The sequence below is a fragment of the Cupriavidus campinensis genome (assembly GCF_905397395.1).
Taxonomy (GTDB): Bacteria; Pseudomonadota; Gammaproteobacteria; order Burkholderiales; family Burkholderiaceae; genus Cupriavidus; species Cupriavidus campinensis.
The window spans coordinates 20,664-35,290 of sequence record NZ_CAJPVH010000054.1 but is presented as its reverse complement, the minus strand read 5'-3'; the positions used below and the strand labels follow the sequence as shown (position 1 = coordinate 35,290).

Annotated in this window: 15 protein-coding genes and 4 tRNA genes; 4 read left to right on the top strand and 15 right to left on the bottom strand. The window is 64.1% G+C overall.

All coding sequences use genetic code 11. The annotated features are described in order from the left end of the window. Positions 1-164 precede the first annotated feature (164 nt). The gene (locus KHO18_RS22870) at positions 165-494 is read right to left on the bottom strand and encodes a hypothetical protein (protein ID WP_144203662.1); all 330 of its coding nucleotides are present in this window, start codon (positions 492-494) and stop codon (positions 165-167) included. A 178-nt stretch (positions 495-672) separates the two neighbouring features. Between KHO18_RS22870 and KHO18_RS22865 the strand changes: the two genes are divergently transcribed. Continuing rightward, positions 673-759: transfer RNA gene (locus tag KHO18_RS22865), tRNA-Leu, on the top strand. Between the two features lie 38 nt (positions 760-797). Here KHO18_RS22865 and KHO18_RS22860 read toward each other — a convergent pair. Next, the gene (locus KHO18_RS22860; RefSeq protein WP_144203660.1) at positions 798-1,880 is read right to left on the bottom strand and encodes a YeiH family protein; all 1,083 of its coding nucleotides are present in this window, start codon (positions 1,878-1,880) and stop codon (positions 798-800) included. A 96-nt stretch (positions 1,881-1,976) separates the two neighbouring features. Here KHO18_RS22860 and KHO18_RS22855 point away from each other — a divergent pair, with 96 nt between their 5' ends. After that, positions 1,977-2,894 carry a LysR family transcriptional regulator gene (locus KHO18_RS22855; RefSeq protein WP_144203658.1) on the top strand — a complete coding sequence of 306 codons (918 nt, stop codon included), beginning with the start codon at positions 1,977-1,979 and terminating at the stop codon, positions 2,892-2,894. Positions 2,895-2,978: 84 nt separating this feature from the next. On the opposite strand, the gene KHO18_RS22850 is transcribed toward KHO18_RS22855, so the two are convergent. From KHO18_RS22850 to uvrC, 5 genes are all read right to left on the bottom strand, one after another. After that, positions 2,979-3,052: transfer RNA gene (locus KHO18_RS22850), tRNA-Cys, on the bottom strand. A 68-nt stretch (positions 3,053-3,120) separates the two neighbouring features. After that, positions 3,121-3,196 (bottom strand) — tRNA-Gly (locus tag KHO18_RS22845). A 60-nt stretch (positions 3,197-3,256) separates the two neighbouring features. Then, a tRNA-Gly gene (locus KHO18_RS22840) sits at positions 3,257-3,332 on the bottom strand. A gap of 188 nt (positions 3,333-3,520) precedes the next feature. After that, the gene (gene pgsA / locus KHO18_RS22835) at positions 3,521-4,120 is read right to left on the bottom strand and encodes a CDP-diacylglycerol--glycerol-3-phosphate 3-phosphatidyltransferase (protein WP_144203656.1); all 600 of its coding nucleotides are present in this window, start codon (positions 4,118-4,120) and stop codon (positions 3,521-3,523) included. 132 nt (positions 4,121-4,252) lie between these two features. Next, positions 4,253-6,301, bottom strand: coding sequence for an excinuclease ABC subunit UvrC (uvrC, locus tag KHO18_RS22830; protein WP_144203654.1), 2,049 nt, complete (start codon positions 6,299-6,301; stop codon positions 4,253-4,255). 108 nt (positions 6,302-6,409) lie between these two features. On the opposite strand from uvrC, the gene earP reads away from it, so the two are divergent. Then, positions 6,410-7,579: an elongation factor P maturation arginine rhamnosyltransferase EarP gene (earP, locus tag KHO18_RS22825; protein ID WP_144203652.1), complete on the top strand. Its 1,170-nt coding sequence runs from the start codon at positions 6,410-6,412 to the stop codon at positions 7,577-7,579. A gap of 123 nt (positions 7,580-7,702) precedes the next feature. Continuing rightward, entirely contained in the window at positions 7,703-8,263 is a 561-nt protein-coding gene (gene efp, locus KHO18_RS22820; RefSeq protein ID WP_144203650.1) for an elongation factor P, read from the top strand. Between the two features lie 72 nt (positions 8,264-8,335). On the opposite strand, the gene nagZ is transcribed toward efp, so the two are convergent. Genes nagZ through lepB form a run of 8 tightly spaced genes read right to left on the bottom strand, consistent with a single transcriptional unit; the run spans position 8,336 to position 14,577 of the window. Further along, on the bottom strand, positions 8,336-9,394 hold the full coding sequence (gene nagZ, locus KHO18_RS22815; RefSeq protein WP_144199308.1) for a beta-N-acetylhexosaminidase: 1,059 nt from the start codon (positions 9,392-9,394) through the stop codon (positions 8,336-8,338). Between the two features lie 30 nt (positions 9,395-9,424). After that, positions 9,425-9,841 carry a holo-ACP synthase gene (gene acpS, locus KHO18_RS22810; protein WP_144199310.1) on the bottom strand — a complete coding sequence of 139 codons (417 nt, stop codon included), beginning with the start codon at positions 9,839-9,841 and terminating at the stop codon, positions 9,425-9,427. Continuing rightward, on the bottom strand, positions 9,838-10,620 hold the full coding sequence (gene pdxJ / locus KHO18_RS22805; RefSeq protein ID WP_144199312.1) for a pyridoxine 5'-phosphate synthase: 783 nt from the start codon (positions 10,618-10,620) through the stop codon (positions 9,838-9,840). Before pdxJ ends, acpS begins: the two co-directional genes overlap by 4 nt. A 4-nt stretch (positions 10,621-10,624) precedes the next feature. Beyond that, positions 10,625-11,509 (bottom strand): DNA repair protein RecO, encoded by an 885-nt coding sequence (recO, locus tag KHO18_RS22800; protein WP_211943945.1) that lies wholly within the window; start codon positions 11,507-11,509, stop codon positions 10,625-10,627. Between the two features lie 5 nt (positions 11,510-11,514). Further along, positions 11,515-12,453 carry a GTPase Era gene (gene era / locus KHO18_RS22795; protein ID WP_144199316.1) on the bottom strand — a complete coding sequence of 313 codons (939 nt, stop codon included), beginning with the start codon at positions 12,451-12,453 and terminating at the stop codon, positions 11,515-11,517. Beyond that, entirely contained in the window at positions 12,450-13,220 is a 771-nt protein-coding gene (gene rnc, locus KHO18_RS22790) for a ribonuclease III (protein WP_144199318.1), read from the bottom strand. Before rnc ends, era begins: the two co-directional genes overlap by 4 nt. A gap of 4 nt (positions 13,221-13,224) precedes the next feature. After that, on the bottom strand, positions 13,225-13,623 hold the full coding sequence (locus KHO18_RS22785; protein ID WP_211943944.1) for a DUF4845 domain-containing protein: 399 nt from the start codon (positions 13,621-13,623) through the stop codon (positions 13,225-13,227). Positions 13,624-13,677: 54 nt separating this feature from the next. Beyond that, the gene (lepB, locus tag KHO18_RS22780) at positions 13,678-14,577 is read right to left on the bottom strand and encodes a signal peptidase I (RefSeq protein ID WP_211943943.1); all 900 of its coding nucleotides are present in this window, start codon (positions 14,575-14,577) and stop codon (positions 13,678-13,680) included. Positions 14,578-14,627: the final 50 nt, after the last annotated feature.

Genomic DNA, 14,627 nt, shown 5'->3' with positions numbered 1-14,627 from the left:
ACTGCCTTACCAGCTTGAGCTTGAACCGCTCATCGTACTTCGCCATGAAAAACACCCCAAAGGTTGGATGGGTGTCCAACTTTTGGGGTGCAGTTCACGAAGGGGCTTTTTCCGACGATCGCCTTTCAACGTCGTCATAAACGATTGCCGCCGCGATAAACGTCTTAGTCGCGCCAGCGGCCATGGCCTCGACCGTGACCATGGCCGTGGTAATGGCCGCCGCGATATCCCGGCGGGCCGTAGTAGTAGCGCGGACCCGGGTAGTAGCGGGGACCATAGTAGACCGGCGCCGGGCGCACCACGACGGGCGGCGGGCCGTAGTAAACCGGAGCCGGCGGCGCGTAGTACACCGGCGGGGGCGGTGCATAGTAGGCGGGTCCACCCACCACCACACCCGGAATGCCAATCGCCACGTCCACGTTCACGCGTGCCATTGCAGCGCCAGACGCCAGCGCGGCGGCCACACCGAATGCTGCGAACAACCAACGTTTCATGATCGTGCCTCTTTGAGTTTGGTCAAGCTGATACCCCGTATTGTAGGGGTTCGCGATTTTCGAGGTGAAACGGCGGGTTCTACATTGTTACCGGCGGTAACAGGGACGTCACATGGCGAAGTGCCCCGTGTTGGCTTGCTTCCTGGGGACGAAGCCACCACAATACCGGGCTTGCCGTGCGGCCGTGGAGAAATTGGTAGACTCAGCAGACTTAAAATCTGCCGCTCATACGGGCTTACGGGTTCGAGTCCCGTCGGCCGCACCAGCGCGCTTCAAGTCGCGCTACATCGCCCCGCGCAGCGCTCAGACGAGCCACGCGCACAGCAGCGCGCCGACCACCATCAGGAACACAAACAACACTGCGGCGAGCGCTAGCGGCTTGCGTCCTGCACGTAGCAGATCGCCGATTCGGGTATGGAGTCCGATGGCCAGCATCGCGCAAGCCAGCAGCCAGTTGTCGAGGGCGACCAGACCCGGCTTCCACTCACCCGGCACCATGCCTGCCGAATTCAGCGCCATCACCGCGACGAAACCCAGCGCAAACCACGGCACGGACTTCAGCAGCCCACGCCAGTTGCGACGACCACCGGCCGCTTCGCCACCGCTTGCACGCGGCCAGAGCGCCATGATCAGCAGCAACGGACCCAGCGCCAGCACGCGGACCATCTTGGCCACCACGGCGGCATCGGCGGTGGCATCGCTCACCATCTTGCCGGAGGCGATGACCTGCGCCACTTCATGCAGCGTGGCACCCGTAAAAATACCAAACGCGCGCTCCGTCACGGGGAGGTGCCAGTGCTGCGTCGCCAGTTCGTAGAGCCACGGATAGAGCAGCATGCCGACCGTGCCGAACAGCACCACCGTGGCCACGGCCACGGCCGTCTGCTTGTCATCGGTACGCACCACGGACGAGACCGCGATGGCCGCCGCCGCACCGCATACGGCACTGCCTGCGCTCACCAGGATGGCCTCGCGCCGGCTCAGGCCGAAAAACGACGACCCCACCCATGTGCCAAAGAGAAGCGTGGCCACCAGCATCACGAGCGGCACCACGACACCGCCAAGGCCCAGTGCGGCGATGGCCCCGAACGTCAGCCGCAGACCATATAGCGCCACGCCAAGCCGCAGCAGATGATGACGCGCGAACTGCATGCCCGGCGCCAGGGGCGTAAGCCAGTGCTTGGGCATCGTATTGGCCGCGACCATGCCGGCACACATGGCCAGCGTCAACGCGGACAGCCCGTATTGCGATACGGCCGGATGGTCGGCCAGCACCAGCGCCAGCCCGGCAATGGCGCCCAGCGGCAGCAGGGTAACGAGACGGATACGCCACAGGGTGAAACCCGTTGGGGCGAGTGCGAGGGGAGTGGCAGGGGTTGTGGACATGGCAATCTTCTAGGGATTGCGTGAAGCGTACCCACGCCGCCTTGACCAGTAAAACGGGTAATATCGTTATGACTTACCGTAATTATCGATAACACCATGGACCAGCGCCCGCTCCGTCTTACCCTGCGCCAGTTGCAGGTCTTCGTGGCCGTGGCCCAGCATGGGAGCACCACGGCCGCCGCTGAGTCGCTCGCGATGTCTCAATCGGCGGTCAGCGCATCGCTGGCAGAACTGGAACGTGCGCTGAACGGCCCATTATTCGACCGCGTGGCGCGCCGCCTGAGCATCAACGAAACCGGGCGGCAATTCTTCCCGCGCGCGCTGTCGCTGCTCGACCAGGCGCACGAACTCGAGCGATTTGCCTCGGAGGGTGGCGTGCAACTGCGCATCGCAGCGAGCAACACCATCGGCAGCTATATTCTCCCTGCCCTGCTGGCCGGCTTTCGCAATGCGCAGACCGGGCCGTGCGAGCTGGACATGCGTATCGGCAATACGCAGGACGTGCTGCAGGCACTCCTCAAGTTCGAGGCCGATATCGGCCTGATCGAAGGTACCTGCCACGAGCGTGACTTACGCAGCATGCACTGGTGCGATGACGAGATGGTGGTGATCGTGGGGCCGACGCATCCGCTGGCGATGGCCGCCGATCAGCCCGAGTTGCTGCACGACATGCTGCGCGATGCCGACTGGATCGTGCGCGAGCCGGGTTCGGGCACACGCGAGATCATCGAATCCCGCCTCGTGCCCGCCTTGGGGACGCTGCGCTTTGCGCTGGAGCTGGGCAACACCGAAGCCATCAAGCGCGCCGTGATGAGCGGATTTGGCGTCAGCTGCCTGTCACTGCATGTCGTCGGCGATGAAATCGCTCGCGGCGCGCTGGTGCCGCTGCGCGCCGGCCTGCCGCGCGTGATCCGGCCGCTGCAGCTTGTCGTGCATCAGGACAAATTTCCGACCCAGGGGCTGCTCGCCTTCACCGAATACCTGCGCGGTGCGGCACCCGCGCTGTGCGCCTGAGCCGCGATGCCGGCGCTAGAGAAACGCCAGAACGCAAAACGGCGCCACAATGGGCGCCGTAGGCTTGAAACGTCTGGTAAAACTTGGAGGCGGAGGTCGGAATCGAACCGGCGTACACGGCTTTGCAGGCCGCTGCATAACCACTCTGCCACCCCGCCAGGTGACGATGCAGGATTGTACGACAATCCTGCCAAACAAAAAGGGAAGCCACGCTTCCCTTTGGGATTGGAGCGGGAGACGAGTCTCGAACTCGCGACCTCAACCTTGGCAAGGTTGCGCTCTACCAACTGAGCTACTCCCGCGTACAACTTTCTGCTACTGACTGCCAGCCCGACGATGATGCCGTCGAACCTTACTTAACCTGGAGCGGGAGACGAGTCTCGAACTCGCGACCTCAACCTTGGCAAGGTTGCGCTCTACCAACTGAGCTACTCCCGCAGGGCCCTGCATCTTACAGAAAAGCAGACTATCGCGCAACTTCTTTTAAACACGCAGCTTTGTGCTGGCATTTCGCGCTAAGTACCGCTTATCTTGCTGCTTTCGTCTTTCGTCGTCAGCAGCGAGAACGAGATTATTGCAAAGACCGAACCGGTGCGTCAAGGACTTTTTTGCGGAAAGCTTCACTTTTACTTCTGCGCACCCGCACCGCCCGTAACGTTGCTGCGCTCGCGGATCTGCGGCCACGCCAGCTTCATGTAATAGAACATCGACCACAGCGTAAGCACGGCCGCCAGGTAGATCATCCAGCCGCCGAGCAGCGAGGCATCGATGCCGAACAGCGAATCGTTGAACAGCAGCAGCGGAATCGCGATCATCTGCACTGTGGTCTTCAGCTTGCCGAGGAAATTCACGGCCACGCTCTTGGACGCGCCGATCTGCGCCATCCACTCCCGCAGCGCGGAAATCGTGATTTCACGTCCGATGATGACCAGCGCGATCAAGTCCGCCACACGGCCCAGCGCCAGCAGGGACAGCAGCGCTGCGGTCACCATGAGCTTGTCGGCCACAGGGTCGAGGAACGCGCCGAACGACGAGGTTTGGTTCCAGCGTCGCGCCAGAAAGCCATCCAGCCAGTCCGTTGCCGCCGCGATGACGAAGAACGCCGCCGCGGTCACGTTCTTGGTATGCATCGGCAACCAGGTTTCGGGCAGGTAATAGACCCCGACCACGAGAGGGATCATGGCCACGCGAAGCCAGGTCAGCAGGATGGGAATATTCAGGGGCATGGGCGGAGCGTTGGAAAAGGAACGGGCCGATCCGGCGATGGTCTGGAAGGCGAATGCCGCGATTGTCGCCGATTTCCAGCCGAACCCGCCAGTTTTGGGCCGAAATGGCTGGCAACCGGCTGGGTGAGCCGGTCAATGCAACTGGCGGTAGATCTCCTCGGCCAGGGTGCGCGAGATGCCTTCCACGCTGGCAAGTTCGTCGATGCTGGCGGCCATGACGCCGCGCAGGCCGCCGAAACGCGTCAGCAGTTTCTGCCGCCGGCGCGCGCCTACGCCCTCGATTTCCTCCAGCCGCGACGTGTTGCGCGCCTTGGCGCGCCGCGCCCGCATGCCGGTAATGGCAAAGCGGTGCGCCTCGTCTCGGATCTGGGCCACCAGCATCAGCGCCGCGCTGCCCTGCCCCAGTTCCAGCGACGGACGGCCATCGGCAAAGACCAGCGTCTCCAGCCCCACCTTGCGGCCTTCGCCCTTCGCCACACCGACCAGCAGGCCGATATCGAGCCCAAGCTCCTCGAACACCTGCCGCGCCACCTCGACCTGCCCCTTGCCGCCGTCGATCAACACCACGCGCGGCATGCGCGGCACCCCATCCGGGGCGCCTTCTCCGCCCAACTCGCCACCATCCTCCTGGATCTGCTCCACCAGCTTCTGGTACCGGCGCGTGAGCACCTGGCGCATGGCCGCGTAGTCGTCCCCGGGCGTGATGTCTTGAATGTTGTAGCGCCGATACTCGCTGTTCTGCATCTCATGATGGTGGAACACCACGCAGGATGCCTGGGTGGCCTCGCCTGCCGTGTGACTGATATCGAAGCATTCGATGCGGAGCATCGCCAGGTCTTCCATGTCCAGGCCGATGGTCTCGGCGAGCGCGCGCGTGCGCGCCTCCTGGCTGCCCTGCTCCGCCAGCCGGCGCGCCAGCGCCAGCGCCGCGCCCTGCGTGGCCATCTCGAGCCAGATCTTGCGCTGGCCCTGCGGCTGACGCACCAGCGCAATCTTGCGGCCGGCCTGCATCGACAGTGCCTCCACCAGCGCAGCGTCCGCCGGCAGATGGCTCACCACGATGATCGGCGGCGGCGCCTGATCGAGATAGTGCTGGACCATGAACGCCGACAGCACGCGGGCCGCGATGCGGTCCACGGACAGCGGACCGGCTTCCGGCGCCACCTGCTCGCCACCTTCGCTCTCTCCCGCATCGTCGCTATCTTCGACGATCATCGCCGCTTCGTCGGCATGCGCGGGGAAATACGCCTTGTCGCCAAGGTGACGGCCGCCGCGCACCATCGCCAGATTCACGCAAGCGCGGCCACCCTGCACCGCCACGGACAGGATGTCGATGTCACGCGCCTGCCCCACCTCCTCCACGGCCTGCCGCTTGAGCACCGTGGAGAGCGCGGCGATCTGGTCGCGCACGGCAGCGGCCTGCTCGAAACGCAGTCGCACCGCGTGCTCCTCCATCTTGACCTGGAGGCCGTCGAGCACCTCGGTTTCGCGGCCCTGGAGGAAGCGCGCGGCGTTATGCACGTCGCGCGCGTAATCTTCCTCGCTGATCGCCTTCACGCACGGCGCCGTGCAGCGATGGATCTGATGCAGCAGGCACGGGCGGGTGCGGTTGTTGAACACCGTATCCTCGCAGGTGCGCAGCTGGAACACCTTCTGCAGGATCTGCATGCTTTCGCGCACCGCGTAGGCGCTCGGAAACGGGCCGAAGTACTGGTGCTTGCGGTCCGTCGCGCCCCGGTAATAGGCCATGCGCGGGAACTTGTGGCCTGTCAGCTTGAGAAATGGATAAGACTTGTCGTCGCGGAACAGGATGTTGTAGCGCGGGGCGAGTGCCTTGATGAGATTGTTCTCAAGCAGCAGCGCCTCGGCCTCGGTCCGGACCACGGTGGTATCGATGCGCGCGATCTTACCCACCATCATCGCGATGCGCGGCGACAACTGGGTCTTGTTGAAGTAGCTCGAGACACGCTTTTTCAGGTCACGCGCCTTACCTACATAAAGCACGTTGCCATCGGCGTCGAAATAGCGGTAGACGCCCGGCAGGCCGGGCAGTCGCGCCAGGATCGGCCGGGGATCGAATGCCGGGATATCGGCGGGGGCCTCGGCCGGGAGATCCACGCGGACCTCGGCGGCTGCATCGTTCGAAGCGTCGTTCGGGGAAACCGGTTCCTGCTCGGGCATCGGGGGACAAGAAAGTTTGGGCGGCAAGGCGCGCAGCGGCTGGCCTCGCTCTAGAATCGCAAGTTTAGAGCAAATCTTCCGCGGACCCTCGCGGAACGGGACGCCGCCATGCCCATTCAATCCTGCGACATCTTCTGCACGGTCGTCGACAACTTCGGCGATATCGGCGTTTGCTGGCGCCTGGCGCGCCAGCTCTCACAGGAGCACGGCCACGCGGTGCGGCTCTGGGTGGACGACCTGGGCAGCTTTGCGCGGCTGGCGCCCGAGATCGACCCGGCGCGCGCCTGCCAGCATCTGGGCGGCGTGGAAGTGCGCCGCTGGGACGCCTCCCCCGGGGCATCATTCGAGCCGCTGCCGCCGCACGACCTCGTCATCGAGGCATTCGCCTGCCACCTGCCGGAGCCTTTCCTGGCCGCGATGGCCGCCGCGCCGCGCCCGCCGGTATGGATCAACCTGGAATACCTGAGCGCCGAGGCGTGGGTCAGCGAGCACCATGCGCTGTCCTCGCCCCATCCGAAGCTGCCGCTGGTGAAGTACTTCTTCTTCCCCGGCTTTGCGCACGGCACGGGCGGGTTGCTGCGGGAGTCGATGCTGGGCGCCCAGCGTGAGGCCTTCCTGTCCAGCCGAGCCGCGCAATCCACCCTCTGGTATCGGCTCGGCACGCAACCCCTGCCGGACGCGCTGCGCGTGAGCCTGTTCGCCTACACCAACCCCGCCCTGCCGGCCCTGCTCGCCCAATGGCGCGACGGCGCCACGCCCGTGCAGTGCCTGGTGCCGCAAGGCCCGGCGGCGCAGCAGGCGGCTGCGTGGTTCGGCGGCCCGGCGGCGCAGGCGGCCCCCGGCACAACGCTGACGCAAGGCAGCCTGACCCTCCAGGTGATTCCGTTCGTACGGCAGGAAAACTACGACGAGCTGCTCTGGGCCTGCGACGTGAACTTCGTGCGCGGCGAGGATTCCTGCGTGCGCGCACACTGGGCGGCGCGGCCCATGGTCTGGCACATCTATCCGCAGGACGACGTGGCGCACCATGTGAAGCTCGACGCCTGGCTCGAGCGCTTCAGCCGCTGCGGCGTGCCGCCGGAGGCCGCCCAGGCCATGACCGCCTTCTGTCATGCCTGGAATGGCTATGGCGCCACCCCGCACGCGCCCGACTGGGCGCAGTTTCACGCACAATTGCCTGCACTCGCCACGGCTATGGATCGCTGGCAGCGGCAGTTGCAGCACTTGGGCGACCTCGCGGCAAATCTGGTGGCTTTTTGCGAAAATCGGGTAAAATAGCGGGTTGATTTTGATGATGGCGAGCCAAAAAGAGCAACTGCCGGCCGCGCGCCTTCGCCATACCGCATACCGCGAATCGGGGTCATGAGCGCCCCGGACACTTTTTTCAGGAAAACAGTTCAGATGAAGATCGCACAGGAACTCCGCGTCGGCAACGTGTTCATGATCGGTTCCGACCCGATGGTCGTGCAAAAGGCCGAGTACAACAAGTCGGGCCGTAACGCCGCCGTCGTCAAGATGAAGTACAAGAACCTGCTGACGGACGCCCCGGGCGAGTCGGTGTTCAAGGCCGACGACAAGTTCGAAGTCGTGATGCTCGATCGCCGCGAATGCACCTATTCGTACTTCGCCGACCCGATGTACGTGTTCATGGACACGGACTACAACCAGTTCGAAGTCGAGAAGGACAGCATGGGTGACGCGCTGAACTACCTCGAAGACGGCATGAACGTGGAAGTGGTGTTCTACAACGAGAAGGCCATCTCCGTGGAAATGCCGACCACGCTGGTCCGCGAGATCATCTACACGGAACCGGCCGTCAAGGGCGACACGTCGTCGGGCAAGGTGCTCAAGGGCGCCAAGATCAACACCGGGTTCGAGCTGCAAGTGCCGCTGTTCTGCAACATCGGTGACAAGATCGAAATCGACACGCGTACCGGCGAATACCGCAGCCGCGCCAACTAAGGCGTCGCCGCGAGTCAGCAAAAAGGGCAGCTTCGGCTGCCCTTTTTGTATTTGCCCGCCGACGCCTACGCGTCAGGCGATCAGCTCATGCTCGCGCAGCAGGCGCAGTGCGGCACGATAGTCGGCATCCTGTTGCAGTTTGTTCCAGTCCAGCGGACGCTTGCGACCAAACAGCTTGCGGATACGACGTTGCGACGCCTTGTCGCTCTTCAGATCGGCCTCGTCCAGCTCCTTGAGGAGTTGGTCGGCGCGCTCGGGATGGTTGCAGATCAGCACCATGTCACATCCCGCACCGAGCGCGGCCCGTGCGCCCTGGGTCACCGTGCCGGCCACGCTCGCGCCCTCCATGCTCAGGTCGTCGCTGAAGATCACGCCCTCGAAGCCGAGTCGCGTACGCAGCACATCCTGGAGCCAGAACGGCGAGAAGCCGGCAGGGTTCGGGTCCACCTTCGGATAGATCACGTGCGCCGGCATGACGGATGCCAGCGCGTTGCCCATCCAGTCATACGGCCGCGCGTCGTGGGCCAGAATCTCGTCAAGTCCGCGCTCATCGACTGGCACGGCCACGTGCGAATCGGCCTCGACGAAGCCATGACCCGGGAAATGCTTGCCGCAGTTGCTCATGCCGGCCAGCAGCAGGCCGTGCGTGAGATGGTTGGCCAGCATCGTTACCACCCGCGGATCGGCGTGAAACGCGCGGTCACCGATCACGGCGCTGCGGCCATGGTCGAGATCGAGCACCGGCGTGAAGCTCAGGTCGATGTCGCACGCGCGCAGTTCGGCCGCCAGCACGTAGCCGCACGCAATGGCGACCTTGGTGGCCGTCATCACATCGCGATCCCACAATTCGCCGAGTCTTGCCATCGCTGGCAGATGCGTGAAGCCATCGGTCTTGGCCCGCTGTACGCGGCCACCTTCATGGTCGATGCAGATCAGCACGTCTTCGCGCACAGCGCGAATCGCCCGCGTCAGCGCGGTCAGTTGGGCGCGCGACTCGAAATTCCGCGCGAACAGGATCACGCCGCCCGTCAGCGGATGGGCGATACGACGCATGTCCTCGGCATCGAGCTGCTTGCCAACCACGTCGAGCACCACCGGGCCCGGACGCTTGCCGGAAACTTTCTTGTTCATAGGAATATCTTGAGTTCAGGCTGCGTAGGTTCAGGATGCGTTGCCGGCCGGCTGGCCGCCCCGCTCCGCGATGGCGAAGGCCACCGCGTACTCGTGTTCGTCACTGACACTGACCCGGATGGTCAGCCCGCGTTCCCGCACCCATTCGGCCAGCTCGCCAGTGCATTGCGGCGTGGGCTCGCCCGACGGCAGGTTCAGCAGTTCCATGGCGCGCCACGTCATCGGCCAGCGCATGCCCAGGCCGATAGCCTTCGAGAACGCCTCCTTGGCCGCGAACCGCGTGGCCAGGAAGGCCAGCCCGCGCTTCTCCGAGCGCGCCTTGCGCGCATGGTAGATCTTCAGTTCGCGCGGACCGAGCACCTTCTCGGCAAATCGGCCGCGCGTGCGCTCCATCACGCCCTGCACGCGATCGATCTGGATGATGTCAGTGCCGATGCCGTAGATCACGCCGCCTGCCCCGGCACGGGATAACGAGTGCCCAGACGCGCGGCCACCATGATGGCCTTCATCTCGCGCACCGCGTTCTGCCAACCGACGAACACTGCATGCGCGACGATCGCATGGCCGATGTTCAGCTCCTTGATACCGGGCAGTGCCGCAATCTGTTGCACATTGGTGTAATGCAGGCCGTGGCCAGCATTGACGACGAGGCCATGGCGGATACCTGCGTCCACACCCTCAGCCACACGGCGGAATTCCGCCGCCTGCTCCTCAGGCGTATGGGCGTCGGCGTAGCGGCCGGTATGGATTTCGATAACCGGCGCCTTGCACGCGGCAGCGGCCGCAATCTGGTCCGGATCGGCATCGATGAACAGCGAGACGCGGATACCCGCATCGGCCAACTGCCGGCAGGCTGCGCTGACCTGCTCGAAATGCCCGGCCACGTCGAGACCGCCTTCGGTGGTCACTTCCTCACGCTTCTCAGGCACGAGGCAGACGTCCTGCGGACGGATTTCGCAGGCGATGTCGAGCATTTCGCGCGTGATTGCGCATTCCAGATTCATCCGGGTGGCGAGCTTCGGGCGCAGCGCGCGCACGTCCGCATCGCGGATATGGCGGCGATCCTCGCGCAGGTGCAGCGTAATCACGTCTGCGCCGGCGATTTCCGCCTGGAGGGCGGCCTCGATCGGGTCCGGGTAGGCAGTGCCGCGCGCATTTCGCAGCGTGGCCACGTGGTCGATGTTGACGCCAAGGTCGATGACGCCGGGATTCGCGTGAAAAATCATGGCTTTACAGAAATTGCAGGTCGATCAGGATTTGCCGCGTTTTCAGCGGCGCACCCTGCAGATAATAATGCAGCAGGAAACGCATCAGGGCGCGGCTTTGTGTGGCGGTCTGGGCGCGGCCATAATCGTCCCGCCCCATGTCCAGCAAGGTCTGGCCGGACACCACGGGCCAACTCGACGGATCGCTCGGCTGCGCGCGGCGCACGCCCCGTTCCGGGTGATACACGTAGTCGAGGCCTGGTTGCACTGGCTCCCCGGTGCTCACGCACTGGTCGAACGCCACCGCGAACCCAGTCTCCTGTAGCAGCACACGCTCGAAGCTGCGCAGCACCAGACTGGCGGACTCACCATGCGCGAGCCGCGTCAGCGTGATCATGTAGTGTTTGAACAGTGCCGGATGCGCGTCCTCGCGCGGGCAGAAGCGCAATAGCAATTCGTTGAGATAGAAGCCCGACAGCAGCGCATCACCGGCCAGTGGCAGCATGCCGCCCATGTATTCGGCCTTGGTCAGCGTCTTGACCTCGCCGCGGCCAGTCCAGGAGAGCGAAATGGGGTGGAAGTGCTGAAGCACCGAGCGCAGCGCCGAATGCGGCCGCTTGGCGCCCTTCGCCACCATGGCCATGCGACCGTGGTCTCGCGTGAAGACGTCCAGAATAAGACTAGTCTCACGATAGGGATAGGCGTGGAGCACGAACCCGGACTCGTTGGTCACGCGCAACTCGGTGCGCGCGGGCACGATCCGCATGGCCCGGTCCATCATCTCGCGGCCGGCGGCCACGGCCGGGGACAGCCCGGTGCCGCCCTGCACTTCCAGCAGTTCGGCGGCTTCCTCGGCGATGGGATCGGCGCTCCGCGCGCGCCTGGGCGCGGCTCGGGGCGCGTCAGGCATCTTGCTCACTCGTAGCCGTAGGCCCGCAGTCCGGCTTCGTTGTCGGCCCAGCCGCTCTTGACCTTGATCCACATCTCCAGGTAGACCTTGCCGTCGAACAACTTCTCCATGTCGAGGCGCGCCTCGGTGGAGATCTGTTTGAGCTTGGCGCCCTTGTTGCCGATGATCATGGCCTTGTGCGCGTCGCGCTCGACCAGGATCGTCGCGAACACGCGGCGCAGCCGGCCTTCGGTCTCGAACTTGTCGATGATCACGGTGCTCGTGTACGGCAGTTCGTCGCCAGTCCAGCGGAAGACCTTCTCGCGGATGATTTCCGAGGCCAGGAAGCGCTCGCTGCGGTCGGTCATCGCGTCGGCGTCGTACATCGGCTCGCCTTCGAGCAGGTACGGGCGGATGATGGCCAGCAGCCGCGTGATGTGATCATGCGTCTTCGCCGACATCGGCACCACTTCCCGGAACGGGAACAGCTGCCCCATCTTTTCCAGGAACGGCATCATCACCTCGGCGCGGTTCTCGCCCAGGCGATCCAGCTTGTTGGTGACCAGCAGCACCGGCACGTTTTTCGGCAGCAGCGACAGCACCTTTTCGTCATCGGCACCGAAATAGCCGGCTTCCACGACGAACAGCACCAGATCCACCGTAGACAGCGTGGACGTGACCGCGCGGTTCAGCGAGCGGTTCAGCGCGCTGGCGTGGCGGGTCTGGAAGCCTGGCGTATCGACGAAAACGAACTGCGCGTCATCGGTGGTCTGGATACCGACGATGCGGTGGCGCGTGGTCTGCGCCTTGCGGGACGTGATGCTGACCTTCTGGCCGACAAGTGCATTCATCAACGTGGACTTGCCCACGTTGGGGCGGCCAACAATGGCCACCGTGCCGCAGCGGAACGCCGCTGCATCCGAGGGTGCCTGGGCGTCCTGCTGCGGAGGGGTAGATTCGGTCATTCCTTCAACCTGAGAGACAACTGGGGATCCGGCGGCACCGGCTGCTTGCGGGTCTTGCCCGTGCGCTCGGCCCGGCTGCGCTTGAGCAGCTGGGGCACGAGCTTCTGCACCTCATCCAGCGCGAGCTTGGCCGCCGCCTGCTCGGCCGCACGGCGCGAGGCGCCGGTGCCGAACACGCGCACCTCCAGTTTAGGCACGGTGCATTCGACTTCAAACTGCTGGCTGTGTGCGGCACCGTGTGTGGCGATGACGTTGTACTGCGGCAGGGCAATCTTGTGGCCCTGCAGATACTCCTGGAGCAGCGTCTTGGCGTCCTTGCCCAGCGTGCGGGGGTCCACCTGCTCCAGAATTGGGATATACAGCTTGCGGATCAGCGCCCGCGCGGCATCGAAGCCGGCATCGAGGAACACCGCCCCGACAATGGCCTCCAGCGCGTCCGCCAGGATCGACGGACGGCGGAAGCCGCCGCTCTTCAGCTCGCCCTCGCCCAGGCGCAGGACGTCGGAAAGCTGGAGCATCTGGGCGATCTCATACAGCGCCTGCTGCTTGACCAGGTTGGCGCGCACGCGGGAAAGATCGCCCTCATCGAGCTTGCCAAACATGCCGTAGAGCATGTCGGCCACGGCGCAGTTCAGCACCGAGTCGCCCAGGAATTCCAGGCGCTCGTTGTGCTGGGCGCTATGGCTGCGATGGGTGAGCGCCTGCTGCAGCAATTCGGGCTTGCTGAATCGGTAGCCGAGACGTTGCTGCAAGGCGTCGAGGATCATGTCGTTACTGCGTTCCCGAATAGGTAATCAATAGACTCAGCGGACCATAGACGGGAATCTCGGTCCGGTACGAAAAACCAATGCTGCGTATCCTGCCGGCTTCGTCCTCGATCACGTCGAGATCGTCACCCTTGAGCGCCTCGATGCGGTCGATCTGGGCCTGCTTGTCGAAGTTGGCCGCCACATCCTTGCGGTTGACCGACCGATCCTTCGCGTAGTTCACCGCCCGCTTGACCGAGAAGTACTCGATCATGCTGGGAATCGCCTTCACTGCCGGCAGCACCACCGCAATCACGATGATGATGACGATCAGCAACGACCCCAATGAGAATCCACGTGATCCTTTAAGCACATCTACGCGGATATTTCCCCTCTTCCCCGAAAAACCCAACTTCTGACCCATTTTGCGCTTCCCTCGTTTTTTGAGTGTATTTGCGCTGCGCGAGGCGTCCGACCGTTACTTGAACGACCCCACGCGCCCAAAATTGCCCAGGTTCATCCAGATCACGAACGCCTTGCCTACGACGTTCTTGTCCGGGACGAAGCCCCAGTAACGTGAATCCAGGCTGTTGTCACGGTTGTCGCCCATGACGAAATAGTGCCCTTCCGGCACTTTACACGTCAGCCCCTGCTGATTGTAAGTGCAGTTCTCGCGGAACGGGAAATCAGGGTCGGCGCCCGCCACGAACGCCGGACGGTCGGCATCGTTCAGGATGCCATGCGCCACGCCGCCCGGAAGCGTCTCGGTGAAATGCTTCGAGTAGGCCAGCCGCTCTTCGTCGAGGTAGTCGGGCAAGGCGGAGTACTCGGCCGGCTTGCCGTTCACGGTCAGCTTCTTGTTCTCGTAGCGCACCACGTCGCCGGGTACGCCCACCACGCGCTTGATGTAGTCGAGCGACTCGTCCTTCGGGTAGCGAAACACCATCACGTCGCCGCGCTGCGGCGTGCCAACGTCGAGGACCTTCTTGTTCAGCACCGGCAGGCGGATGCCGTAGTCGTATTTATTGACGAGGATGAAATCGCCAATCAGCAGCGTCGGGATCATCGAGCCGGACGGGATCTTGAACGGCTCCACCACGAACGAACGGAGCACGAACACCGCCAGAATGACCGGGAAGAAGCTCGCCGAGTACTCGAGCCACCACGGCTGGCGCAGCTTTTCCTCGGCCAGCCGGGCGCGCGAGGCGTCCAGCTCGGTACTCCCGTGCACCGCCTGCATGTCGCCGCGGCGCGCGTCGAATTCGGCCAGGGCAAGGTGCGCCACGCTGCGGCGCTGGCGCTCGAAGACCAGCTTGTCGGCAACCCAGGCAATGCCCGTAATGACCACCAGCACAAAAAGGATCAGTGCAAAATTCATGACGGCTTGGCGTTGATTTTTTAGAAGATCGTCCTGTCACCCGGCCAGCG